This is a genomic window from Myroides odoratimimus, assembly GCF_030326305.1.
In the GTDB taxonomy this organism is placed as follows: Bacteria; Bacteroidota; Bacteroidia; order Flavobacteriales; family Flavobacteriaceae; genus Flavobacterium; species Flavobacterium odoratimimum_A.
On record NZ_JACAKB010000001.1, the window covers coordinates 206,589 to 233,395 of the forward strand.

Here is a 26,807-nt window from a genome sequence, read left to right on the forward strand (position 1 = left end):
TAACACACAACAAATTTATTGTTTAATATGAGTTCTTTATATTATATAGATCGCACTAAGATTTCTTTAGACGATGTCATGTTTAATGACAACGTAAAAGCTGAGATTACTCAATTTTTAAAAGAGTATAAATACCGTGATATACTGATGAAGTATAATCTTCCTGTTAGTAATAAGATATTGCTTTATGGTAAGACAGGATGTGGTAAGACAATGACAGCTAAGGCTATTGCTAAGCATTTAGATAAGAAACTTATCATTGTTAATCTTGCTACTATTGTTTCTTCTAAGTTGGGAGAGACGGCTAAGAATATTGAGAGTTTGTTTAAAGAAATTCAATATGAGAGTTCTGTGCTATTCTTTGATGAGTTTGATTCATTAGGTCAGATTAGAGATTATGACAATAAGGATAACAGTGAGATGAAACGTGTAGTGAATGCTATCTTACAGTTGATAGATAATTTACCGCAAAAGTCTATTCTTATGGCAGCTACGAATCAGATACACATGATTGATGAGGCTTTAGTAAGACGCTTTGAGTTACAGTTAGAATATACGGCTCCGAATAAAGAGGCTCTTGACTTCTATTACGATAAGTTACTTAACGAATATCCAGAAGAATATAGATCATTAACGAGGATATATGAGGTGTCTTATGCAGAGGCAAAAAATCATGTATTCAAAACAGTAAAAGATAATATTATAAACAGCCAATTATTGTTAGAGGCTGATCAAAATAACTAGTTGAATATTTGCTTATGATGAAATGGGAAAAGTTACTATCACTAAAGAAGTATGGTGACACTTTTGTTAGAAATAGATTAGATGAGCTAGAGACTCGTATAGGGTTTGAGGTGGACTATGATAGAATCATCTTTTCATCACCATTTAGAAGTTTACAAGATAAAACACAAGTAATCCCTCTGTCTAAGACGAACTTTGTTCACACTAGATTGACACATAGTTTAGAAGTATCTGTGGTAGGGCGTTCATTAGGACGAATAGTAGGTTCTAGTCTTTTAAATAAGTATACTTATTTAGCAGAAGAATACGGATATACAGTAAATGACTTCGGTGCTATAGTAGCAGCTGCTTCATTGGCACACGACATCGGTAATCCTCCATTTGGACACTCAGGTGAGCGTGCGATAGGTGACTTCTTTAAACGAGGAATAGGAGCTAAGTATAGAGATCAGGTAACAGATAAGGAGTGGCAAGACTTAATTGACTTTGAAGGTAATGCAAATGGTTTTGCTATACTGACGAAGAGCCGCCCAGGTATGGCAGGTGGCTTGAGAATTTCTTACGCTACTCTAGGAGCCTTTATGAAGTATCCTAAAGAGAGTTTGCCTAAGAAATTAACTAGAGATATATCAGATAAGAAATATGGTTTCTTTCAAGAGGATAAAGAGGCATTTATTGATGTAGCGAACGAGTTAGGTCTTATATCTAAGAATGATCGTGCTGAAGCAGCATATTTTAGACACCCTTTGGCTTTCTTGGTTGAAGCAGCAGATGATATATGTTATACTATTACTGACTTTGAAGATGGTATTAATCTTGGATGGATACCAGAAGAGCACGCTCTAGAGTTTCTAATCAAGATTGTTCAGAATAGTATTAATTCACAGACTTATGCTCAGTTAACTTCTAAAGAGGATAGGGTAAGTTATTTAAGAGCATTAGCGATAGGGAGTTTGATACAGGATGTATGTAGAGTATTCTTAGAGAATGAAGAGAAGATACTAACAGGTGAATATCCTTATGCCTTAACGGAGAAGTGTAGTTATATCGCTCAGATGAAAGATATTCTTTCTGTGAGTATTAATAAAGTATACCAGAGCCGTGAAGTGATAGAAAAGGAAATAGTAGGGTATAAGGTGATCAATGCTTTGCTAGAAGCGTTTACTTCTGCTGTAAATAATGTCTATTATGGAGAAGAGAGTCAGTATGATCTATTGATTATGTCTCTATTACCAGACAAGTATAGAATAGAGAGTGATAGTGTGTATATACGCTTAATGAATATATGTCACTTTATCTCTATGCTGACTGACGGTAAGGCTTTAGAGTTATATAATATGATAAAGGGAAACGATAGATAAGATTATATCATTTATAATAATGTCAAAAAGAGGTAATAGTTCTAATACTATTACCTCTTTTTTTAGCTTAAAATTTCAGTGAAATTAAATTACTCTCTTGTAGTAGGTATCCAAAGATGTGCGTATTTTGACATTCCATCTTTAGGAATGAATACTTTGTTCGCTTCTGGAGCTTTAATTAATTTAGCTTCTTCTAAAGTTTTTCCTATAACGTCTCCTTTGCTTTTTAAAATAGAGTTACTATCTAGTATGTTTCCTTTGTCATCTTTAACTTGTTTAGTAGCTATAGCAAATGTAGCTTTAGAACCATCAGCAGCGATCTCTTTTATATAAAAAGTTAGGTATTGGCCTTCTCTTCCTTCATAATATCCTTTAGCAGAGATTATTTTGTATATTAGTTGTCCTGATTTTTCATCTGCGAATACTCTTTCTAAGTTAAAAGAAGCACTTTCTTTGAATTCTCCAGAACCTGTCATATCTGCAACAAAAAGAAAAGCCTCTTTATCCTCTCCCATTCTAAAAGTATAGTAACCTATTTTAGTTGGTCCCATTTTTTCTGTAACATAACTTCCTTTTAAGTTAGCGAAAGCTGTATTGTTTGTTCCTTTATCTTTAGTATATGTTGTGAAATTAGCTTTTATTTCTTCTTGACTAGCGAATTCTTTTTCAGCTTGTTGTTTTGGTGTTAATCCATCCTTGTCAGCCTTATAAGTTGCACGTGCGATATCTACATTATCATCCTTAATATTTTTAAGCTGAATAACGTAGTAAAAATCTTTTACTTTTTCATCCTTACCTTGAAGTAAGATCTTATTCGTGTTCTTGTTATGAGAAATAACCGTCATATCATAATCTCCATTGAAGTTTACTACGTCATTCGAGAAATTATAATAGTAGGTGAATGTTCCTTGAGGAGTAGTAGCAGAGAATACATATTTACCATTTACAGGTAAGGCAATCGGTTCTACTACAGTACCTTTTGTCAAAGGTAACCATCCGAATTGACCCGCAGCGTGATCTACTACAATATCTTTAGCAGGGTAAGCAGCTTTTATTGCTTCGTTTTCATTCTTAGCAGTTAGATCCATGTTAAACATGAATTCACTATTATCATCTTTTATATCTCTAAAGAAGAATGCTTTATATTCGTTTTGTTTATTTTTAGCAACTGTTTTTAGTACACCTTCTTTATTTTTGTATGTTGTAATAACATCAAATATATCATCGTCTTGACCACTACCAGCCATTCCTGACATTTTCATAGTAATCGTTTTTTTCTGAAATTCAAATGGAATAGGGTTGCCTGCATGATTGAAAGAATATTCTCCAATTACAGGAGATTCTTTACTTACTTCTACTTGATCTTTGACTTCTGGTCTGATGATTTCATTATCATCACTAGAACAACTCGTCAACAAAAATGCAGTAATTGCAAATAACGAAAGTACTTTTTTAATCTTCATTTTTAATAAGTTAGATTGTTTAATTATTTAGAACAAATGTAAATAAAATATCTAAACTCACAATAACTATTTTTATTTTGTCTAAATAATTAGTAGTAAATACTGATTTATAGGTATTTGTGTTGTTTCTGCGAGTTAATGTTTATTGTAGTTAATCTAAATAAAGTAGATGGACTAAGGAGATTTATTTAACTTTTTTTGAAGAACAAAGAAAGTAAGGGATATGATACTAAACTAAAGTGCACAAAAAAAGGCGCTATAATTAATTATAGCGCCTTCTCTATGTTTTCTATTTATTTGTATTAAACAAATAAATAAGTTTGATTCTTAAGCTTCAAATGGTAAAATAGAAACGTAAGACTTGTTGTCTTTTTTCTTTTGGAATTTAACAACACCGTCAACTTTTGCATGTAAAGTATGATCTTTCCCCATGTAAACGTTTTCACCAGCATTGTGCTTAGAACCTCTTTGTCTAACGATGATATTTCCAGCGATAGCTGCTTGACCACCATAAATCTTAACGCCTAAACGTTTCGATTCTGATTCTCTACCATTCTTAGAACTACCTACACCTTTTTTGTGTGCCATGACGTTTTAAATTTAGTTTGTTAATTACTCAGCTGCTTCAGCAGTTTCTTTTTTAGTTGCTTTCTTTTTAGCTCCTCCTGCATTGATTCCCTCAATAACAATTTGAGTTAAAGCTTGTCTGTGTCCGTTTTTCTTTTTGTAACCTTTTCTTCTTTTCTTTTTGAAAACGATTACTTTGTCACCTTGTAGGTGTTGTAAAACTTTAGCTTCCACAGAAGCACCTTCTATAGCTGGGGCGCCTAGAGTGATGTTGTTGTTATCATCAACTAAAAGAACTTTGTCAAAAGTAACTTTTGATCCTTCTTCAGTTGCTAAACGGTGTACATACACTTTTTGGTCTTTGCTAACTTTGAATTGTTGCCCTGCTATCTCTACGATTGCGTACATAACAAAAAATTAAAATGTTTATTAAGGGTGCAAATATACATTTAATTTCTTATTTACAAAAGTTTTACACCTCCCATTTATAATATTTTTTATTTCTATTTTGGTGTAAATGAGTTAGTTCTGATATACTTTGTTATCTTATAAAGTTTGTTTAAGGCGGATTGTGATAGATCATTAGTAGTGGATATCAACTTTTGATAACGATATTACGGGGTGTATAGGTCTTGCTTATAGCTGACGTAGATTGTCATTTTTATATATTACCTGAGTGTTTATTTAATAAAGTTTGAAAATTTTTTAGAAATAGTGTAACATAATTTAAAAAGTTGCTACTTATTAGTTTATAACCTAATTTCAAAATATTGTAGAATGAAAAAATCTTTATTGGTTCTAGGCTCTTTATTCTTCGGAATATCTGCCTTAGCTCAAAAAGTGGAATTCGAGCAGTACACTTTAGATAACGGATTACACGTGATCTTACATCAAGACAAATCAGCTCCTGTAGTAGTGACATCAGTGATGTACCACGTAGGGGCTAAAGATGAAAATCCGGATAGAACAGGATTTGCTCACTTCTTTGAACACTTACTATTTGAAGGGACGAAGAATATTGAGCGCGGTGAGTGGTTTAAGATAGTAACTGCTAATGGTGGTAATAATAATGCTAACACTTCTGATGACCGTACTTACTATTATGAAGTATTCCCTTCTAATAATCTGGAGCTAGGGCTTTGGATGGAATCAGAGCGTCTAATGCACCCTATCATTAATCAGATAGGAGTAACTACTCAGAATGAAGTAGTAAAAGAAGAAAAAAGGCTTCGTGTAGATAATCAACCTTATGGACAATTATTCTCAGAAGTGAAAAAAAATCTATTTGTTAAGCATCCTTATCGTTGGGCACCTATCGGTTCTATGGAACATCTAGATGCGGCTACTCTTGAGGAGTTCTTAGCTTTTAATAAGAAGTTTTACTTGCCTAATAATGCTGTTTTAGTCGTGGCAGGTGATTTTGAGAAAGATCAAGCGAAAACATGGATTAAACAATATTTCGGACCTATACCTAAGGGTACTCCTGTGGTTAAAAACAAGTTTGAAGAAGATCCTATTACAAAAGAAATTCATGCTGAGTTTCAGGATCCGAATATTCAACTTCCAATGTTAGTAGAAGCATATCGTACGCCATCTATGAAGACTCGTGATGCACGTGTGTTAGATATGATTTCGTCTATTTTATCTGGTGGAAAAAGCTCTAGATTGTATAAAAAAGTAGTTGATCAAAAGAAAATGGCTTTAGAAATGGCCTCTTTTAGCTTTAGTCAAGAAGACTACGGTATCTATTTTATTTACGGTATTCCGATGCAAGGTTTTGCTTCTGCTGATTTAATTAAAGAGATTGATGAAGAAATAGAGAAATTACAGACTGAGTTAATTTCAGAGCGTGACTTCCAAAAACTTCAAAATGTTTTCGAAAAACAATATGTTGATTCTAACTCTAATGTAGAAGGATTAGCTGAGAATCTAGCTTCTTACTACCTATTGTATGGTGATGTTAATCTAATTAATACTAATATAGATATTTATAGAAGTATCACTAGAGAAGAGATTCGCGATGTAGCTAAAAAATACCTGAATAAAAATCAAAGGTTAATTTTGGATTATATCCCTACAAAGAAAGCTAATAACTAATTTTAACTGTAGACTAGAAATGAAAAAAATATATATTTATGCTGCAAGTGTAGTGTTTGCTTTAGCAGCTTTAGAAGTACAAGCTCAAGATAGAAAACAGCCTGTACCAGGACCAGCTCCTGTAGTACATGTAGGACAGCCGACCTCTTTTGTACTAAAGAACGGTATGAAGGTAATGGTTGTTCAGAATACCAAATTACCTAGAGTATCTTATACATTGAGTATTGATAATCCACTAGTCTATGATGGAGATAAAGCGGGAGTAGCTACTATCTTATCAGAGATGTTAGGGAATGAGACTAAGAAGATGAATAAAGATCAGTTCTTAGAAGAAATCGACTTCTTAGGGGCTAGAATTAATTTTCATACAGGAGGTGCTTCAGCGAATGGATTGTCTAAACACAATGAGACTATTCTAAATTTATTATCAGATGGAGTAATCAACTCTGTATTGACACAAGAAGAATTTGACAAGGCTAAGGCAAAAGCTATTGAAGGAGTAAAGTCAGGTGAGAACAGTGTGACTAATATCGCATATAGGGTAGAAGACGCATTATTGTACGGAAAGAATACTCCAGTGGGAGAATTCGAAACAGAGAAGACATTAAACAATGTAACTTTTGCTGACGTACAAGCGTACTTTAAGAAGTATTACTCACCTGAGAATGCTTACTTAGTTGTGGTAGGAGATATTGATTATAAAAAGACAGAGAAATCTATCAAAGGACTTTTTGAGGCTTGGAATAAGTCGAATACACAGTATAAAGATGTTGTTTATAAAGGAAACGTTAGTGCTACAGAGATTAACTTCGTAGATATGCCTAATGCTGTTCAATCAGAAATAGCATTAGTGAACGAGGTGGAATTAAAGATGACTGACAAGGATTATTTTGCTGTTATTTTAGCTAACCAAATTCTTGGAGGTGGAGGAGAAGGCCGTCTTTTCTTAAACTTGCGTGAAGCTCATGGATGGACATATGGAGCGTATTCTTCTATAAGTACAGCTCGTAAATACCCAGGTAAATTCAGAGCTACAGCTGCAGTGCGTAACGTGGTTACAGATAGTGCAGTAACAGAGTTTATAAAAGAGATAGATCTTATCCGTACGACTCCTGTAAAAGAAGATGAGTTGAAGTTAGCCAAAGCTAAATATGTAGGGAACTTCGTGATGGAAATCCAGAAACCTGCTACTGTAGCTAGATATGCTCTTAATAAGGAATTGTTTAAACTACCAGCAGACTTTTATGAGAACTACATTAAGAATATCAATGCTGTAACAATAGCAGATGTACAGAAGGCAGCTCAGAAGTATTTTCTTAAGGATAATATGCGTATCGTTATCGTAGGTAAAGGTAGTGATGTATTACCAGGGTTAGAGAAATTAGGTTACCCGATTAAGTACTATACTAAAGAGGCTGATGAAGCTAGTAAGCCAGCTGACAAAAAAGAATTGTCTAAAGATGTTACAGTTGCTAGTGTTGTAGATAAGTACATTAACGCTATCGGTGGAGCGAAGAAATTATCTGAGGTAAAATCTCTTGTAATCATTAGTGAAGCTGAAGTACAAGGTATGAAGCTAGAGTCAGTTACTAGACTAAAAGAGGGATACTTATTATCTGAACAAAAGATGATGGGGAATACTGTTTCTAAACAAGTAGTGAATCCTCAAGGTGCATACATCGTAGCTCAAGGACAAAAAATGGAGATGAAAGGTGAAGAGTTAAAAGCATTACAGTCAGAGGCAACACCTTTCCCAGAGTTGAAATTAAAGAGTAATAACGATGCTTCTATCGCTGGAGTAGAAGTAGTGAATGGTAAACAAGCTGTAGGTATCAAATCTGGAAAAGTAGTAACATACTATGATCTAGAGACAGGACTGAAGGTATCATCTGTGGCTACGCAAGAGCAAGGTGGGCAAGTAATGAATATCGTAACTACATACGAAGATTATAAAGAGGTAAAAGGAATTAAAATACCTTTTAAGAATGTAATGAATGTAGGTATAGAGATCATAAACAAGATCTCTGATGTTAAAATCAATGAAGGAGTTACTGATGAAGATTTTAAATAATTGATTATCTAAATAATAGAATTGAAAAAGCAACTGATTTGTCAGTTGCTTTTTTTATTTTTGTATCGTTAAGAATGTAATTTTTAAAAATCACTATGATGAAAATAGTAAAGTCAATAGGCTTCATGATGTTAGGAGCTATATTATTAGTATCGTGTAAGAATGAAGAGAAGACAGCTGATGTGTCTGTATCTACTGCATCTACAGAAGTAGCTGGTAATGTGGAGCACACTACATTTAAGATCGATGGGATGACATGTGAGATAGGATGTGCGAAGCTTATAGAGAGTAAGTTAGCAGGGCTAGATGGTGTGAAGGTAGCTAAGGTAGACTTCGATACTAAGACTGCAGAGATAGACTATGATGAATCTAAGCAGAGTGTAGAATCATTAGTAGGTACTGTAGAGAAGATCGCTAATGGGATCTATAAAGTAGAAAGTGTTAGTGCTACTAAATAATAAATACAATATAAAAGTAGAGGCACTGTCCATCTGTTTAAATATTTGATATAAAGCGAGTGTGTTGATACATACTCGCTTTTTGTATTAGTTTCGTTTGATTTAAGTCCGTTGTGAGTCCGTTATGAGTCTGTACCGACTCCGTTATTTTAAGTGTTTTAACGGAGTAGTGATGTACCTGTGATGTAGGTACTCAATTGTCATAACGAAGAAGAATCCTATAAAAGCAAAATGGAACTAATCTATAAAGATTAGCTCCATCGGAATATAAAAATCGAGATGTATTCTATTTAATAGCAGGTTTATTTGCTTCCTGTTTACCAGTCCATTTAAGCGTCTCCAGTAGTGTTCTCATATCTTTCTTTACATATTCTGTAGCGGGTAAGATAGAGTCATAATTTGGTTTAGCATAGAAGTATAGAGAGGCTACTATAAAGTTTCTTACACTGTCTGTAGCGTAGAATTGTACATTCGTAGCAGCATTTCCTTGTACATCATAGAGCATTCCATATACCCTGTCATCAGAGTTGATATAAGGTTGTTCTATAATTTCGTCTGCCTTTACGAAGTGCTCATAAGTAAGCTTCTGAGCGTCTTTTAGCAGCAGATTTAAGTTGTTTTCTATAGGTTTATAGTTGATAAAGATGGTAGCCTTCATCTGTGGGTAATGTATCTCTAGTGAGTTCTTTTTAGTCTCTTTAATCGTAGACCATTGATTCTGACTAAACTCAAAACCATTTTCGTTTTGATAAGTCTTGTATTCCTGATTTGGATAGTCTAGAGCTAAGAAAGCATTTGGCTTAGGAGTAGTATCCTCTTTGCAAGCAGCGAAGAAGACTACAGATAATAGTAAAGTGCTTATATATTGTAATTTCATCTTTCTTATTTCGATTAAGGTAACCTACTTAAAACGGCAAATTGTCATTATTAGTCTCTTTAGGGATATTAAAATTATCTACAGCCTCTTTTTTTTCATCTTCAAAAGATGTTTTTTGTCTGTAGTCATTTTCTTTTTTGGTATCTAAGAACATGAACTCTGTTACCATTATCTCTACTGTCTGTCTGTTCACACCGTCTTCCCCTTGCCATTGGCGAGTGCGTATTCTTCCTTCTACATAGATGCGATCTCCTTTAGATAGATATTTCTCACATACTTCAGCAGCTTTGTTTTTGACTACTAGATTATGCCATTCTGTAGAAGTGTATTTTTCTCCAGAGGTTTTATTGACATAGACTTCGTTAGTAGCAATCGGAAAACGACCTATACAATTACCATTTTCGAAGTAATGCATCTTGACATTATCACCTAGGTGGCCTATTAATGTAACTTTGTTAAGGGTGCCGTTCATAATGTTAGGATATTAGTGTTTTTAAATCTAAGGATGTAATAAAGTTATGAATTACAATCGGAAAACCAAATTTATTTAAATCCTTCCAACGTGTTTGTACAGAGGGTGTTGCTTCTATCTGTACACACCAGAACTTGATGTGTAACTTCTGATGTGATAGCTGGTGTGTGATAATGTCCGTCGTTAGTTCTTTTATCTCCTTTATATATAAGGTGTCATATCGCTCTCTCAGTGCAGAGTTTATGTCTTCTACGTGATGAGTGAAGCTGTCAAATACTGGAAATTGGTATAGCTGTTGCCAGATGTCCTTAGCAGTACGTTGTTCTATATGGGTATTGCCATCTTTATCTATAAGAATGATAAAGTCTAAATAACGTTTTTTTACCTTTATCTTACTTAGTTTGATAGGCAGTACAGCCACCTGATTAGTCTGATAGGCTACACACTCTTTAATAAAAGGGCATGATGGACAGTCTGGACTCTTCGGAGTGCATTGTATAGCGCCGAAGTCCATTATCGCTTGATTAAAGGTTGCAGGGTCATGCTGAGGAATAAGAGTAGCCGCTAGTGCTTGAAATTCTTTTTTAGTAGTATTGGTAGAGATATCAGAGGTGATACCATATACACGTGATAATACTCTAAATACATTGCCGTCTACTACAGGTACTACTTCATCATAAGCGATAGATGCTATGGCAGCTGCAGTATATTCTCCTACTCCTTTTAGTGTAAGTAGTTCTTTATAGTTGGTCGGAAACACTCCATTTAGCTCATAGGCTACTTTTTTTGCTGTTGCATGAAGGTTCCTAGCTCTGCTGTAATACCCCAGTCCTTGCCATAAGCGCATTACATCATCTTCGGGTGCATCAGCTAAATCTTTTACAGTAGGATAGCTGGTTAAAAAGGCTTCAAAATAAGGCAATCCTTGCGCTACTCGCGTTTGTTGCAGTATTATTTCTGATAACCAAATGGCGTAAGGGTTTTTAGTTTCTCTCCAAGGTAAAAAGCGTTTGTTTTCTAAGTACCAAGTAATGAGTTTATTAGAAAAAATCATTGTAAAAAGTATTGAACGCAAACTTAAAACTTTATATATTTAAATTTTAATCAATTAAGGTTGAATTATTGGGATATAAATTAATATATTTGCACACTCTAAAAATATCAGACAACAACAAAATAATTTATATCTAAAATGACGAAAGCAGACATTGTAGCTAAAATTTCAGAAAAATTAGGGCTTGAGAAAGGTGAAGTACAGGCAACAGTAGAATCTTTTATGGAAGAAGTAAAAGGATCTTTAGAAGCTGGTGAAAATGTTTATTTAAGAGGTTTCGGTAGTTTTATTATTAAAACTAGAGCTGAGAAAACAGGAAGAAACATCTCTAAAAACACGACTATCAGAATCCCTGCACACAATATCCCAGCATTCAAACCAGCTAAGGTGTTTGTAGAAGGCGTAAAGTCAAACACAGAAGTAAAAGTAAAATAATTTATTAATCTCTAAATTACACACATTATGCCAAGTGGTAAAAAAAGAAAAAGACATAAGGTAGCGACGCACAAACGTAAAAAAAGAGCGAGAGCTAACCGTCACAAAAAGAAAAAGTAGTTTAAAACTACTTTTTTCTTTTAGTAGAAAAAAGATACTGAAAAAACTTGCCTTGCAAAAGGTAAGTTTTCCAGATAGAAATATCTGTATTAATGTTTAATCCATCTATACAAACTCATTTGGTCTATTAGACATCGTAATGGATGAGTATGGATAAAAATGTACAGTGTGAATAAAGAGCTAATTATTAGGTCGAATTCTGATACAGTAGATTTTGCCTTATTAAAAGATGGAAAACTAATTGAACTACACAGAGAGAGAGAAGAGAGTGAGGATGATGGTTTTCAAGTGGGTGATATTTTTATCGCTAAGATTAGAAAACCTGTAGCAGGACTTAATGCTGCATTCGTTCACGTAGGATTTGAGAAGGATGCTTTCTTGCATTATCACGATCTAGGTCCTAATCTTCGAACTTTGCTGAAGTTCACTAAACTTGTAAGCGGAGGTAAATTAAAAGATTACTCCTTAAAAAACTTTCCTTTTGAGGAAGAAATTGATAAAGATGGCGTGGTTAGTGATGTATTAAGTGCTAATCAGTCTTTATTAGTTCAGATTGTTAAAGAACCAATTTCTACTAAAGGACCTCGTATTAGTTCTGAACTTTCTATAGCAGGACGTTATGTAGTCTTAGTTCCTTTCTCTAATAGAATCTCTATTTCTCAAAAGATAGAATCTAAAGAAGAAAAAGAGCGTTTAAAGAAACTTCTTCAAACAATCAAACCAAAGGGGTTTGGAGTAATAGTACGTACGGTAGCAGAGGGAATGAAGGTGGCAGAGATCGAAAAAGATCTACAGAACCTAATGACTCGCTGGAACAATATGTGCAAAAAATTAAGCGTAGCTCATCATCCTTCTAAAGTATTAGGAGAGGTTAATAAAGCGTCGTCTATTCTTAGAGATGTGTTTAATGATACTTTCACGGGTATCATGACTGATGATGAAGATATGTATTACCAAACGAAAGACTATTTGCAAGAGATAGCTCCTTCGAAAGTTTCTATTGTGAAGCACTATCAATCATTAGAAGTTCCGATTTTCGAAAAATATAATATCGAACGTCAGATTAAGACTTCTTTTGGTAGAACAGTTTCTATGAGTAAGGGAGCTTATTTAATCATAGAGCATACTGAGGCGTTGCACGTCATAGATGTAAACAGTGGAAACCGCTCAAACAAAGCTCAGTCTCAAGAAGATACTGCCCTTGAAGTTAATCTTATCGCTGCTGCTGAGATAGCTAGACAGCTTAGATTAAGAGATATGGGAGGGATTATCGTAGTAGATTTTATTGACATGGGGAATCCAGAGAATAGAAAGACACTATACGATTTCTTAAAAGAAGAAATGAGTGATGATAAAGCAAAGCATAAGATCTTGCCTCCTAGTAAATTTGGATTAATTCAAATCACTAGACAACGTGTTAGACCTGAAGTTAATATTGAAACGAGAGAAGAAGATCCTAATGAACATGGTGAAATCGAAGCTCCTATTCTTGTTATTGACAAAATAAAGGCTGACCTAGAAAATATTATTTCGAAAGATAAATCGAAAAAAATTATCTTAAATACGCACCCATTTGTGGCTGCTTATTTGACTAAAGGAATTCCATCTATTAGAGCTAAGTGGTACTTAGAGTTTAAAAAATGGGTTAAAGTAATTCCACGTGACGCTTACACGTATCTAGAATACCATTTCTTAGATGATAAAGGAAATGAACTTTCAGAATAACAAAAAAACCACTAGTCAGAGATTAGTGGTTTTTTTGTTTCTTACCTTTTGATAGCATTCTTACCTTTTAATAATCAAATAATCCTTTCTTAAAAAGTTGATTTAAAACTACATAAAGCGAGTCTTTGTCTTTTTTAGCACGGTGTTATACTCTTAGGGTATTATTTTTTTAAATAATGAACTTTGGGAATGTGTATAGCGATAGGATAACTTTAGGGCTATTATATTTATCCTTAGTGGTTTATTTGTGGTGTTTTCTATCTTATTATTTGCTTTTTATAATTTATTCAATACTCAAAAAAGTAATTTAGCAAGTGTAAGAGAGCATTGTTTTGTATGTCAGCCTTGAGTATTATAATTAGTTTTTTGATAGGATAGTTGATTGTATAATCTTGTTTGGAAATGAGTGCTCATTTTCAATAAATGATATGGAATGTGGTAATTAGATATGTATTGGCTGAAATAATTGAATCAAGAAGATAAGTAAAAGAAGAAGAGGAGAAGTTGTTTTTGAGTGCAATTGAGGAATAGAGGAGCTGTTATAGCTCCTCTGTTTTATTTAGGACTGCTGAGTGCTAATGTGATTTGAATGGTTTTTGTATTTCCATCAGCATCTACTATGGTTAGGTAGTGTGTGCCTGGATCGGCCTTTATAGCCTGTTCATGAAATAAGGAGGTCTCACCTAAATACTCTTCATCTAGGTACCAGTACAGTGTTTTGGCAGGGTTGCTAGTGGCTGCTTTAGCTATAAAAGGCTGTATATTAGAATAAAAGTCTTTCGTCAGATAGATTAGATCATTGTGCTTAGGATAGATAAACTCTGTCGTATTCTGTGCGTTATAATCTATACAGTCTGGTCTATAAGGAGGAAGATCCTTATAATCACTGTGATGACGCTTATAGAAGTGTGCCATAGTAGGAGGTAAGATGAACCAAGGCTGATTAATGATATTATCAATGGGTTCGCACATACTATTGACTTGAAAGCTCATCGACTGATCTAAGTGAACAAGTTTGTGATAAGGGCATAGTTCTGTCTTTTTAGCACGATAGGGTACTAGCTCTGTTCTCTTGTCACAATATGGATTAGCGAGGTAGCCAGATTGTGTACATACTTCTATCTCTTCCATATCATTCAGTGGTTGTTCAAACCAACTCGCACGTGGCAACAAATTAAATACATCAAATAGTATAGGACCAGCCATACGCACTCCACTTATGGATGGACGTCCTTCTCCTGAGGCATTCCCTACCCATATACCTACTACGTATTTTTTATTAACACCGACAGCCCATGCATCTCTACCTCCAAAGCTTGTACCTGTCTTCCAGGCTATCTTAAGAGAAGAGTCGTAGTATCTCCATGCTTCGTCTCCTTCTGGTCGATTGACTTGTGTAAGTGCTTTAAAAGTGCTGTAAATAGCTCCTGCGCCAAGATGAGTTTTCTCTTTGCTATCCTGTCCAAAGTCAAGGTTAACTTCTTTGTTCCAATTTAAGTCTTGTATCTCGTTATTTCTATATTGACCTTTGGATTTATTATAATAGTTAAGGGTAGAAGCTAGTCCTGTGTATGCCTTAGTAATTTCCCATAAGTTGCTCTCAGCTCCTCCTAATATTAGGGATAGACCATAGTGATTAGGGTGTTTAGAAATGGACTTGAAGCCTAAGTTTTGCAATTGATTATAGAATCTGTAGATACCGTATTTCTGAAGCATTAATACAAAAGGAATATTTAGTGATCTAAATAAGGCTTCGTCTGCTGGTACTGCTCCTTCATAAGAGCTATTAAAGTTCTCTGGTTTATAACCCGATATCACTACTGGTATGTCTGCAGCTAATGTTTTTGGCAGTAGCTCAGCATCATCTAGCATACTCGCGTACAAGAAGGGTTTAATGATACTCGCTGTACTGCGCTGTGCATGGATGATATCTACATCTTTTTTATGCTGTACAGTAGTAGGGGTATTTCCTACATAGCTGATGATATCACGTGTTTCTACATCTATGATGATAACAGCCATATTATAGATTTCGGTTTGACTATAATTAAAATAATACCCCTTCACGATATCATTGACACGTTGTTGAATATTATAGTCTATCGTGGTATGATTTCTCTCTTGGCTATTAGTCTTAGCTACATACTGTAATAGGTGAGGTGCTATCTGTGGTAACTCATGAGGCTTCTGTGGAAGAGGCTCTTCTAATGCTAGTAGATAGGTACTTTCATCAAAAGCACCTTTGTCTAGTAGCTTTTTAAGTAAGGCATTTCTTTTTTTAAGTAATGTTTCTTGATTCTTACCTGGATATATAAGACTTGGAGCGTTAGGTAGTACTGCTAATGTAGCACTCTCAGCCCAAGATAACTGTTCTGGTGTTGTCCCAAAATAACGCCAAGCCGCTACTTCTATACCTACCACATTACCACCAAAAGGAGCATGAGAGGCGTATAGACTTAATATTCTATCTTTGCTATACTTAAACTCTAGACGAGTAGCTTGTATGGCTTCAATAAGTTTTTCAGAATAGCTTCTTTTCTTACCATCTCTAGATAAGCGAATAGTCTGCTGTGTAAGTGTACTTCCTCCTCTGACTACCTTGTCAGATTTAAGATTAGCTCTAAAGGCTTTTATCATTGAAACTGGGTTAACTCCCCAGTGATAGTAAAAATATTCGTCTTCGAAGGCAATAATGCACTCCTTGAATTTATGGGGTACAGAGTCTACTTCAGGAAAACGCCATTGTCCATCTGTTGCTATCTGTGCACCGAGAAGCTTATTATCACTACTTTCTATTACAGTAGAATAGGGTTTGGTAAACAATTCGCTAGGCAGTGAAAAGTAATAGAGAACTAAGAGAATAAAAGTGATGATAGTCGTCACTTTTCTCTTTAAAGACCATGTTTTCCAGTTAAAGTTAGTTTTCAGTTTCATATAAAATAAAAATACAGGGAATTTTGTTTCCCTGTATTTATTTAATGATTGTCAATATATTATTTTACTACTTCTATCCATTGTCCTGCTGTACGACATCTGTATGTATTGTCATACATCGCTTCTGCATAGACTCCTGGCATATAATATTTACCTAAGTAGGATGCATTTAACACTACTCTTAAGGTCTTCGTCTCTCTTGGATTAAGACTAAAGTAGAAGTTAGAACGGTCATCTCTGATATCTGTATGTTGTACAGGATTACTTACTCCACCAGCATCTGTGTATCTCAGATTTACTATCTCCCATCCAGAAGGAACAATCTGTGTTAGTGCTACATTATCAATGCTGTTTACAGAAGTATTTGTGATCGTAATATATGCTGAAAACTCTGTACCTTGACTCAATTGAGTTGGGTTAATCACTTGTTGACTTGCATCTCTAAATGAGGTGCGAATACTGATATTACTTTCGTCTGTTAATTCTTTTCCCACCGGAAGGATACCACTATAAGCCACACGAGCATAGACAGTAGAAGTATTCTTATTGACTAAGCTAACTTCATTAGTAGAAGATATCGTTTTAAAGTCATACTCATACATATTGTTTTTTGTCGTAGCATTTGTAGTCGTTCCGTTATTGGTGAAGTCTACATTGATACCTTCTTTTGATTTATTGTTTTTTACATAAGCGGAGATCACGTTTAGTCCGAATGCTGTACTCTGTGTACTCATCCAAGTGTTAGAACCTAATCTTTTTGCCAATGTATTAGCGTATTCATGCATTAACTTGTTATTCGATTTAGTCAAAATAAGTGTTTCTAATGCCATGGCTAATCTTCTCTCATAAGAACCATAATAGTAATACTGAGATTGATTATTCTCTATAATAGGTGAGCTTGCGATTAGTTTATTAGCAGCTTCTTTTTGACCAGCTAAAGCATAGGCTGCTGCAAGACGTAACTTCGTATCAGCAGAGATGCCTGTAGTCTCTCTTAGCCTATTCATAGAAGCTAAATCAGCATTGCCAGCTAGTGCTAGTGTGTATAGTCTATAAGCCTGTGCAATATCATTGTGATAACGACTGTTGTATGACCATGATCTTACTGCTTTTTGTTGATAAGCGATTGCATTAGCTTTACTTCCAATAGGTAATGCATATCCTCTCTTCTCAGCTTCGATTAAGAAATGTAAGATGTATGAAGTAGTCCAGTCATCTGCATAAGAATCACTGCTCCAGTATCTAAAACTACCATCTGCCATCTGACGTTGAGCTAATGTCTTTAACCCTTCATTGATATTGCGTTGTAGACTTTCTTTTTTGCTCTTACTTACATAAACCAAGTCTTCTAAGAAGATCTGAGGGAATACTCCAGAAGTCACCTGCTCACTACATCCATGAGGATATTTAATCAAGAAGTTTAATCTAGACGTTAGATTTATTCCTGGGAAAGTAGATAATTCTAGAGTAGCTTTATTACTACCTGTCACTCCAAACTTCTCCCATTCGATTTTATTTGTACTGTTAGGTTCTAGTACTATATCCTCTGTCTTGACAGTGATAGGATTAGGGTTTAGAACATCTAACTCTACTACATAAGTAGCTCTCTCTTTTCCTGATATAGCTTCTATTTCTATCTTAGAAATACCTGTTTTTTGTTGTACTTCTAGGTCACAGTACACTACTTTTTCGTCAGGTTCACTGAATGTTATTTCCTGTGTAGCATTATTCTGAATCTTAAACTTGTCATCTGTTTTTACTTTTACAGTAACATTTTTCACATGATTTTCCATAGCGAATACTGTGATAGGGAGTGTTACTTTCTCTCCTGGTACAGCTCTTCTAGGAAGAGAACCTAATATCATAAGAGGGTTGTTTACTTTGACAGTTTTCTCTACACTTCCGTAAGCTTTATTAGTTACGTTAGAAGCCACTACCATTGTACGAACTGAACCTATGTATTTAGGAAGTTTTACTTTATGAGTTCCTGTTTTACCTCCATCAAGAACGAATGGTCCTAAGTGGATAACGACAGGTTTAAATCTATTTGCTTTCTTCACTTGACCAGCTCCAAGGTCTTCATCTCCCCCTATGCTGAATACTTGATTAATAGCCCCACCATATGCTCCAATAACATTGTCATAAATGTCCCAAGTGCGCACACCTAAGGCAGTTTTGCTATAGAAGTTATCCCATGGATTAGGAGTCTTAAAACGTGTTAAGTCTAGTAGACCGTCCTCTACTATCGCTATAGTATAAGTCATTTTTTGACCTGCTTTTTCTTTTACTTGAACAGTGAATTCTTGCTCAGGTTTTAGTTTGTCAGGCATAGTTAGAACAGGCTCTAGCTTAGTCTTTTTATTGTATACATTGATAGGAGCTACTCCATACATACGTATAGGCGAATTGTTTAGAGTAGAGGCATGAGGTTGTATAGCAGATACATTGATATATACATTAGGAGACATCGCTTCTGTAGTAGCGATTTCGAATGTAGTTTCTCCTTTTTGAGTTTTCACCCAATGTGTCTCTAATACAGTAGATCCATTCTCTATAGAGATTAATGCTCTACCACCTTCACTAGAAGGGAAAGATAACTTTATCTTCTCTCCTGTATTATAATCTTTTTTATCTGTAGCAAGAGCTAGTACTGTAGCTTCTTTTCCTTGTGAGTGTTTGGTTTTACCAGACCAATATGGGTAATCTACATATACCACTGACGAAGCAATATGTTTACCATATTTGTCACGCGCTACAATCTCATAAGTACCCCAGTCTTGTTCTGGAATAGTCAGAGACATAGTAGCTGTACCATTAGAAGATGTAGTGTAATGTACAGCGTCTTTATACACCGAATAGTAGTCTGAACTACTGTAACTAGAAGCTCCGTTGTTATTAGAACTCCACCACCAATATCCTTTTTTTCTATAAACAGTTACGTTGATATCATGAGACTTAGGAGCCCCTTGAGCATTCACAGTAACAAAAGAGAATTTAAGAGGTTCGTCTGTTTGATAATAACCGTATTTATTAGCGTCTGGTGCTTTTATCCCTACATAGGTATTGTATGGAGAGATAGTAGCTGTAGATACATCAGTAGATACATCACCTCCATTTTCATATACCTTAGAAGTAAAGATAGCTTTTAGCATTCCTGTGTTTTCAGGTATATTATTTAGATTAACAGAAAATGAAAAGTCTCCTTCAAAATCAGTTGATCCTGAGAAAGCATTTATCTCTTGCGCCCCATAAGAGTTCAAGCTGTTGTTAAAAGAGTATGCTTTATAGTTAGAGAAGGTTGTTATTTGTGGAAGTAACTTTAGGGTTACTTCTGCTTTTAAGCTTTTAGCAACACTTCCTTGTAGCCATTGTACGTTATAATCTATTTTAGCGCTGTTGCTATTGCTATTACTATAAACAGTTTTGCCTTCGATTGTATTTTTAATTTTTAAACGATTAGGTTTTATCGTTTCAATTTTAATCTGTTTGTAGAATTTAGCTCCTCCTACACTTACAACTGCCTGCCAATTCCCAGTAAGAGATTCAGGGTTTGTTTTTAAAACATAAGCGTAGTGATTATTAGCATTCTTTTTCTGTACTATTTGGTCCACTACTTTGCCATAAGGATCAGAGAAAGTTAATTTGACAGGGTGATTAGAAGGTAGAGGATTAGCTAGATCATCAAGAATGAAATCTAGGTAAATGTTATCTCCTGGTCTCCATACGCCTCTTTCGGTATAGATATATCCATTGATACCTTTTTGTAGTGTAGTACCATCTACATCATAGTTACTCATAGATAGAGAGTTTGCCTCATCTATCTTTACATAAGTTGTATTTCTATCATCTTTTATAATAGCAAAGGCAGGTTTCTTTTTCTCTAAATTAACAGTAAGTATACCGTTAGTGTCTGTCTTCGCAGAAGTAATTAATTGTTGTCTATACGTATAGAATTCTACTGTAGCTGCTGCAACAGGATCTGTTGTAATTAGATTTGTAACAATAGTTGTATAGATGTTATTATTACCACCTTTAATAATTACACCTAAGTCAGTAGCTAATACATTAGTTGCTGCTTTTTCGTGATAGTAATAGTAAGATTTTGAACAAGGGTCATCTTTCTCACTCCAGTCATAGTAATAGTAGTAATCATCATCATAATACTCGTCGTCTTGATTTAGTTCCTCATCTGTATCTTCTTCTATATCCTCATCTGTAGTCTCGCTGTCTTGACTATCAGCACATCCATATAGCGAGTATGAGCGGTCAAATGAGAACTCCACTCTGTATATCGCTCCTGGATCAGGACTAATAAGAGTAGATAAGTCTAAAGCATAAGTATTGTACTGCATTAATGCTTTAGGATTCGCATTCGTCAGTTTAATTGTAGTTTTTGCGATAGGGTCAGCTACTCTATTAAGGCTGTATTTCCCATCTATATTATTTTCTTGTAAGAATTGAAGAATATTGTTTTCGTATATTTTGAAAACTTTTACATCTACAGCTTTTAGTGTGGTAGCTCTAAAGTTTATTTTTAAGTTTTCTGAGCTAGGTAGTATTGTACCACTGTTGATTAGTTGTACATCAGGTTTAGGGGTACCAAAGTTTAACTCCACTACTTCTGTAGTAAGGGTTTTATTTCCTTTGTTATCTTCGATACCTGAGCTTATTCTAATGTTTATTTTGTCTTGTAACGGTTTGTCTGCAAATACTTTTAATACATTCCCATCTGTAGAGAAGGTAAGTTTAGCATCGCTATTCTCTAAGTCTATTAAACCATTAAAGTCTTGATTTTTCTTAAGAGGGTTCGAAAAGTTAATCCAAAAAGCCTGTGCGTCATCAGCTACAGGTTCAACCTTAAAGTGATCAAAGTAATTCTGTTGAGGTACGGTGTGTACTTCAGTACTTTTAGCAGCATTATTTACAGGTTTACCATTGATAACGATATCAATTGATGATTCTGAAGGATTTCTCTTAATCTTATTGATTGTGAACTTAAATTCTTTAGCTTCTGTTTTATCATCACTATCAAATTTTAGATCTAAGTTCTTTTTTTCTTGTACTGCAGTTAGTACTTTTTTTGCATCAGCAGTAGTTAACCAGTCACTTGTAGTCAGTACACCATTAAGAACATACTCTTTATCAGATACACTCTGAAGGTCTAATAACTGTGTATGGAATGTCTGAGGTACAGTCATTACCATAAACGAGAAGTTCTTTAGGGCATCTTCTGTCTCTGTAACTTTGTCTAAATGAAAAGTAATATTATATCTCTGATCTTGTTTTAATCGTTCAGATGGGATAAAACGGATTACATCTGTAGGTAAGTATACAACTTTTCCTTTTACAGCTGGAGTGATTGTAAATAGGTCGCTGTCCAACTCTTCATTAGGAGTCCAGTTTTTCCAGTTTTTAGGAATACTGATATCGATAGGATCTTTAGTGGAGATCACACCTGCCGTAAAAGCAAGTATATATTCACTAAAAAGCTTAGGATTGGATAAATTGACATTTAAATCCCCATTCTTTTTACAAGACTGGAGCGCTATAAAAGCACAACAGATGAGGATAAGTAGATTTCTGAATTTCATAGTTATAAGCAATTTTTTTATTTTCTTTTATTTTCAAAAAACGATTTCATTAAAGCCGTACATTCTTGTTCAAGAACACCATAGACTACCTCGGTCTTTGGGTGGAGTTGTCCTCCTATGGCTTTATATCCTCTTTTTTCATCTGATGCACCATAAACAACTTTGGTTATTTGACTCCAATAAAGAGCTCCTGCACACATCTGACAGGGTTCTAAAGTTACGAATAAAGTACAGTTTTTCAAATATTTAGCATTTAAGTAATTGGCAGCAGAAGAGATTGCTTGTATTTCTGCATGGGCAGTTACATCGTGTAGTAGTTCTGTCAAATTATGACTTTTCGCTATAATTTGGTTGTTAGCTACTACAATTGCCCCTACGGGAATCTCTCCTTTGTCATATGCTTCTTTTGCTTCATTTAGAGCAATACGCATAAAATATTCATCTGTGAAAAATGTATCCATTCTTTTGTGTTAACATAAATGCAAAGTCAAAAGTAAAAACAAAATTGTAATTTTGTTTTTATTTTATTTAGAATGTCTAAAAACTTACTTGAACATATTAACACTCCGGCTGACTTAAAGAATCTTTCAATTGAAGAATTGAAAGGATTAGCTGTGGAGTTGAGAGAATTTATTATTGATATAGTTGCTAGTAAAGAAGGGCATCTAGGAGCAAGCTTAGGAGTGGTAGAACTAACGATTGCACTACATTATGTATTTGATACTCCTATTGATAATTTGGTATGGGATGTTGGACATCAAGCTTATGGACATAAACTACTTACTGGTAGACAACAAGTATTTCACACCAATAGACAAAAAGGTGGTATTTGTGGATTTCCTCTAAGAGAAGAGAGTATTTATGATGCTTTCGGAGTTGGGCACTCTTCTACTGCTATTTCTGCTATCTTAGGTATGGCTATAGCAGCTAAGCTAAAAGGGGAAGAAGATAGATTCCATATTGCAGTAGTGGGAGATGCTTCTATTGCGTCAGGGATGGCTTTTGAAGGATTGAATCATGCTGGGGTGACAGATACTAATATGCTAGTGGTGCTTAATGATAATGCTATAGGTATAGATCCTAGCGTAGGAGCATTAAAAGATTATTTGACAGCTGTGAAGGAAGGAAGGAATCCAAGAGTGAATAATATGATCAAATCTCTAAACTTTGACTATCACGGACCAATAGATGGACATGATTTACCTAGATTAATAAAAGAACTAGAGAGATTAAAAAATATTAAAGGACCTAAGTTTCTACATGTTATTACAACTAAAGGAAAAGGATTAAAACAGGCTGAAGAAGATCAAGTAAAATATCATGCACCAGGCAAGTTTAATAAAGATACAGGAGAACTAATTCCTAGAAAGGAGAGCGAATTTCCTTCTAAATTCCAAGATGTTTTTGGGTTAACTTTAGTTGAGCTTGCTGATGCAAACGAGAAGATTGTAGGGATTACTCCTGCGATGCCTACTGGTAGTTCGTTAAAGTTTATGATGGATGCTTATCCAGATAGAGCAATAGATGTAGGGATAGCTGAACAACATGCAGTGACATTAGCTGCTGGTATGGCCACTGAAGGACTTATTCCTTTCTGTGCCATATATTCCACTTTCTTACAACGTGCTTATGATCAGGTTATTCACGATGTGGCTTTACAGAACCTTCCTGTGATATTCTGTTTAGATAGAGCTGGATTAGTTGGTGAGGATGGAGCAACACACCAAGGTGTGTATGATATTGCTTATCTGAACTGTATCCCTAATATGATTATCGCAGCTCCTTTAAATGAATTAGAGTTGCGCAATTTATTATATACAGCTCAGTTAGGTCTAAATCATCCGATAGCAATACGCTATCCTAGAGGAAAAGGTGTTATTGAATATTCTTGGAAATTGCCATTTGAGAAAATTAATATAGGAAGTGTCTCTCAAATCAAAAAAGGAGATAAATTTGCATTTATCTCTACAGGAACTATTGGTAATAATGTAGTTAAGGCGATGGATATTTGTAATAGTGCTGCTTGGTCACATTATCATTTTATATTTGTAAAACCATTAAATGAGGAGATCTTACATCGTATTTGTCAAGAACACGAGAAGATAGTGACAATAGAGGACGGAACAGTTATTGGTGGTTTTGGTAGTATAGTAAGTCAATTTGTTACTGCGTATTATCCTCATGTAGAGGTTGAAGTGTTAGGGGTGAAAGATACATTTATAGAGCACGCTACTGTGTTAGAACAGCAGCAATTATGTGGAATAGATACAGAAAGTTTAGTTGCAAAAATAAAGAATTAAGTTTTGGGAAAGATTAAGAGCGGTTTACTTGGTTTAGTTGTGTTAACGAGTTGTTTACAAACGTATGGACAAGAAATAACAGAAAGAAGTAATCAACTAGAAAATAAGAGTGTTCAAGATGTAAAGAAAGATACTTTACGCATAGATGAAAATCCATATAATCCACTGATGGGGGTTATACCTTATAAGGATTATAGTGGAGGAACGATACTATACGATAAAAACAATAGGGAAGAGCCTTTCTTAAAGCCTGCAGTGTACGTAGAGAGAAATAAACCTAAAGTGAATAAAATAAAGACGAATTATAATCCTAATATAGATTTAAGTCTTTTGCCTATTAACAATGAGATAATTGGCTATTGGGAAAAAGAGAATCGCTTTGGATTAGATTTTAATCAGATCGCTTTTGTCAATTGGAGTGCTGGTGGGGATAACTCTATTTCAGGGCTTTTAAAAGGAGAGTTTGGGCGTAAGTATATTAAGGGGCGTTTATTGTGGGAAAATACTTTAAATATGAGGTATGGGCTAAATAAGCAATCAGGAAGAGAATCTCGTAAGACAGATGATGTATTAGAGTTAAACTCTGCGTTTGGGTATAAATCTTCTGCAATTTCTGATTGGTATTATGTAGCGAAGTTAAACTTCAAGACACAGTTTACGAACGGATATAATTACCCAGATACTGATAATCCTGTATCGGCTTGGTTTGCTCCTGCATACTTATTTGTCGGGGTCGGAGCTGAGTATGTAGATCCTAAAACAGAGATGAAGTATTATATTTCACCATTAACTTATAAATCAACTTTCGTTTTAGACCAAACATTAGCAGATCAAGGAGCATTTGGTGTGACAAAAGCAGAGAAAGATGACCTAGGTAATATTATTAGACGTGGATCTAAATATAAAGCAGAGATAGGTTTTTTATTGAGCAGTGAGTGGAAAAAAGAAATATTTAAAAACATGTTTTATCAGCATAAACTTACGTTGTATAGCGATTATTTAAACAACTTTGGCAATGTGAATATCATGTTTGAAATGAAGTTGGATCTTAAGGTTAATGATTATGTACGTGCTAATGTAGGAACTTATATGATTTATGATGATAATGTTAAGAATAAAGTGATGAGAGATGGTGTACAGGTTATAGAAGGACCTAAAATGCAGTTTAAACAAACTTTAGGAGTAGGGTTAACTTACGCGTTTTAATTCTAAGAAGCTATGAGAAAATTACTAGTTATAGGTATTGTGTTGTTGAGCAGTTTTATCGCTCATGGACAAGAATACGTTGAGTCAAATGAAAATATAAATGAGACTGTTCAAGACTCTTTGAAAACTGTAGATTTTAAATACAGAGAAGACCAGTTTTACTTTGGTGTCACACATACTTTAATGCAAGATAAACCTGCTGGTTTTTCTCCTAGCTCAGTATCTATTGGATTGAATGGAGGGTTCTTGAGAGACTTTCCTATCAATAGATCTAGAACTGTGGCTATAGCACCTGGAGTGGGATATTCTTACCTGAACTTGAGAGGGAACCTTGGAATTACACCAGAGAATGAACATGTTATTTTAGGTTCATATAAGAAAAGTAGCTTGTCATTGCATGCTATTGACTTCCCGATAGAGCTACGCTGGAGAAATTCTACACCTTATAGTCATAAATTTTGGCGTATTTATTTAGGTTTTAAAGCTAGTTATGTTTTTGGAGATCGTACCAAAACGACTACAGGAGATTATTCTGCTACTTATAAAGGAGATCCTAATGTGAATAAGTGGTTATACGGAGTATATCTATCAGCAGGGTTTAATACCTGGAATGTTTATATGTATTACGGTCTAAATAATGTATACAAAGATGAGGTATTGAAGTGGGATTCTAATAAGCTAAGACTCTTAAATGTAGGAGTCATGTTCTACATCTTATAGTTTATAAGTAAATATATAAGTGTAGGTATAATCCCAATACAAAAGCCTTGGATAATTTCTTTAGATGTATGTGCTCTAAGTAGTAATCTAGAACAAGCAACTATCCCAATTAAAAAGACGAAAAGAATTACTCCTATAATATTGGGTTGTTGTAATTCTACTAATATGTGGATATAGAACATAAAGCTAGTGACTAATGTAGTGATATGTACACTAGACTTTTGTTTTAATAACGCAAATACTAGTAATAGAAGGTAGCTATTCATCAATCCCCAAATGTATAAGCGTATAGTATAAGCACTATTGTTGTATAGAATATAGTCCTTTAGTACAAACAGTAAAACAATATTGATGATAAAAGGGATGATACGCTCTTTTCTTGAGCTGACCATAACTGAAGTGTTGACTAGTTTAAGTGATCGCAACAAAAAGTAAATACATATAGGTAATAGGCAGGTCGTAATTAGAACTTGCCCTAATATAATGGACATTTCTACTGAAGAAAAATAGAAATGTGCTAACGAAAAATACAATAAAGTCGTTAAAAAAGGGACTGTTATTGGATGAAAAATAGAAGAGAATAATTTCGCTGTTTTTTTCATTTAACAATCA

At 34.6% G+C, this 26,807-nt stretch carries 20 protein-coding genes; 10 read left to right on the forward strand and 10 right to left on the reverse strand.

From position 1 onward, the window contains the following. The first annotated feature begins 27 nt into the window (after positions 1-27). Entirely contained in the window at positions 28-744 is a 717-nt protein-coding gene (locus HX049_RS00945; RefSeq protein ID WP_286413445.1) for an AAA family ATPase, read from the forward strand. Positions 745-758: 14 nt separating this feature from the next. Next, complete coding sequence (gene dgt, locus HX049_RS00950; protein WP_286413446.1) at positions 759-2,105, forward strand: dGTP triphosphohydrolase; 1,347 nt, start codon at positions 759-761, stop codon at positions 2,103-2,105. A gap of 89 nt (positions 2,106-2,194) precedes the next feature. Here dgt and HX049_RS00955 read toward each other — a convergent pair whose 3' ends face one another. The 3 genes from HX049_RS00955 to rplU form a co-directional block, all read right to left on the reverse strand. Next, positions 2,195-3,568, reverse strand: coding sequence for a hypothetical protein (locus HX049_RS00955; RefSeq protein ID WP_286413447.1), 1,374 nt, complete (start codon positions 3,566-3,568; stop codon positions 2,195-2,197). A 327-nt stretch (positions 3,569-3,895) separates the two neighbouring features. Next, the gene (rpmA, locus tag HX049_RS00960) at positions 3,896-4,156 is read right to left on the reverse strand and encodes a 50S ribosomal protein L27 (protein WP_006257409.1); all 261 of its coding nucleotides are present in this window, start codon (positions 4,154-4,156) and stop codon (positions 3,896-3,898) included. Positions 4,157-4,180: 24 nt separating this feature from the next. Further along, the gene (gene rplU / locus HX049_RS00965; protein ID WP_006257408.1) at positions 4,181-4,543 is read right to left on the reverse strand and encodes a 50S ribosomal protein L21; all 363 of its coding nucleotides are present in this window, start codon (positions 4,541-4,543) and stop codon (positions 4,181-4,183) included. A 369-nt stretch (positions 4,544-4,912) separates the two neighbouring features. On the opposite strand from rplU, the gene HX049_RS00970 reads away from it, so the two are divergent. The 3 genes from HX049_RS00970 (at position 4,913) to HX049_RS00980 (ending at position 8,761) form a co-directional block, all read left to right on the forward strand. After that, positions 4,913-6,232 (forward strand): M16 family metallopeptidase, encoded by a 1,320-nt coding sequence (locus HX049_RS00970; protein ID WP_286413448.1) that lies wholly within the window; start codon positions 4,913-4,915, stop codon positions 6,230-6,232. Between the two features lie 19 nt (positions 6,233-6,251). Next, positions 6,252-8,303: a M16 family metallopeptidase gene (locus tag HX049_RS00975; RefSeq protein WP_286413449.1), complete on the forward strand. Its 2,052-nt coding sequence runs from the start codon at positions 6,252-6,254 to the stop codon at positions 8,301-8,303. Between the two features lie 95 nt (positions 8,304-8,398). Then, positions 8,399-8,761, forward strand: coding sequence for a heavy-metal-associated domain-containing protein (locus HX049_RS00980; RefSeq protein WP_286413450.1), 363 nt, complete (start codon positions 8,399-8,401; stop codon positions 8,759-8,761). A gap of 286 nt (positions 8,762-9,047) precedes the next feature. Here HX049_RS00980 and gldD read toward each other — a convergent pair whose 3' ends face one another. Genes gldD through mutY form a run of 3 tightly spaced genes read right to left on the reverse strand, consistent with a single transcriptional unit; the run spans position 9,048 to position 11,185 of the window. After that, positions 9,048-9,638 carry a gliding motility lipoprotein GldD gene (gldD, locus tag HX049_RS00985; RefSeq protein WP_286413451.1) on the reverse strand — a complete coding sequence of 197 codons (591 nt, stop codon included), beginning with the start codon at positions 9,636-9,638 and terminating at the stop codon, positions 9,048-9,050. Between the two features lie 28 nt (positions 9,639-9,666). Further along, entirely contained in the window at positions 9,667-10,110 is a 444-nt protein-coding gene (locus tag HX049_RS00990) for a single-stranded DNA-binding protein (protein WP_286413452.1), read from the reverse strand. Between the two features lie 4 nt (positions 10,111-10,114). Continuing rightward, entirely contained in the window at positions 10,115-11,185 is a 1,071-nt protein-coding gene (gene mutY, locus HX049_RS00995) for an A/G-specific adenine glycosylase (RefSeq protein ID WP_286413453.1), read from the reverse strand. Between the two features lie 117 nt (positions 11,186-11,302). Between mutY and HX049_RS01000 the strand changes: the two genes are divergently transcribed. After that, the gene (locus HX049_RS01000; protein WP_006257401.1) at positions 11,303-11,599 is read left to right on the forward strand and encodes an HU family DNA-binding protein; all 297 of its coding nucleotides are present in this window, start codon (positions 11,303-11,305) and stop codon (positions 11,597-11,599) included. Positions 11,600-11,887: 288 nt separating this feature from the next. Next, positions 11,888-13,444 carry a ribonuclease E/G gene (locus HX049_RS01005; protein ID WP_286413454.1) on the forward strand — a complete coding sequence of 519 codons (1,557 nt, stop codon included), beginning with the start codon at positions 11,888-11,890 and terminating at the stop codon, positions 13,442-13,444. 555 nt (positions 13,445-13,999) lie between these two features. Here HX049_RS01005 and pbpC read toward each other — a convergent pair. From pbpC to HX049_RS01020, 3 genes are read right to left on the reverse strand one after another with little or no spacing between them, the layout of a single operon-like run. After that, entirely contained in the window at positions 14,000-16,378 is a 2,379-nt protein-coding gene (gene pbpC, locus HX049_RS01010; RefSeq protein ID WP_286413455.1) for a penicillin-binding protein 1C, read from the reverse strand. Between the two features lie 59 nt (positions 16,379-16,437). Next, positions 16,438-21,969, reverse strand: a complete 5,532-nt coding sequence (locus tag HX049_RS01015; protein ID WP_286413456.1) for an alpha-2-macroglobulin family protein — start codon at positions 21,967-21,969, stop codon at positions 16,438-16,440. Positions 21,970-21,986: 17 nt separating this feature from the next. Beyond that, positions 21,987-22,430 carry a nucleoside deaminase gene (locus HX049_RS01020; RefSeq protein WP_286413457.1) on the reverse strand — a complete coding sequence of 148 codons (444 nt, stop codon included), beginning with the start codon at positions 22,428-22,430 and terminating at the stop codon, positions 21,987-21,989. A gap of 72 nt (positions 22,431-22,502) precedes the next feature. Here HX049_RS01020 and HX049_RS01025 point away from each other — a divergent pair, with 72 nt between their 5' ends. Genes HX049_RS01025 through HX049_RS01035 form a run of 3 tightly spaced genes read left to right on the forward strand, consistent with a single transcriptional unit; the run spans position 22,503 to position 26,195 of the window. Continuing rightward, the gene (locus HX049_RS01025) at positions 22,503-24,269 is read left to right on the forward strand and encodes a 1-deoxy-D-xylulose-5-phosphate synthase (RefSeq protein ID WP_286413458.1); all 1,767 of its coding nucleotides are present in this window, start codon (positions 22,503-22,505) and stop codon (positions 24,267-24,269) included. A gap of 3 nt (positions 24,270-24,272) precedes the next feature. Then, a complete protein-coding gene (locus HX049_RS01030; RefSeq protein WP_286413459.1) occupies positions 24,273-25,475 on the forward strand; it encodes a DUF3078 domain-containing protein in 1,203 nt (400 codons plus the stop codon). Between the two features lie 12 nt (positions 25,476-25,487). Continuing rightward, positions 25,488-26,195: a porin family protein gene (locus HX049_RS01035; protein ID WP_286413460.1), complete on the forward strand. Its 708-nt coding sequence runs from the start codon at positions 25,488-25,490 to the stop codon at positions 26,193-26,195. On the opposite strand, the gene HX049_RS01040 is transcribed toward HX049_RS01035, so the two are convergent. Next, entirely contained in the window at positions 26,183-26,797 is a 615-nt protein-coding gene (locus tag HX049_RS01040) for a phosphatase PAP2 family protein (protein WP_286413461.1), read from the reverse strand. The genes HX049_RS01035 and HX049_RS01040 overlap by 13 nt on opposite strands. Between the last annotated feature and the right edge of the window lie 10 nt (positions 26,798-26,807).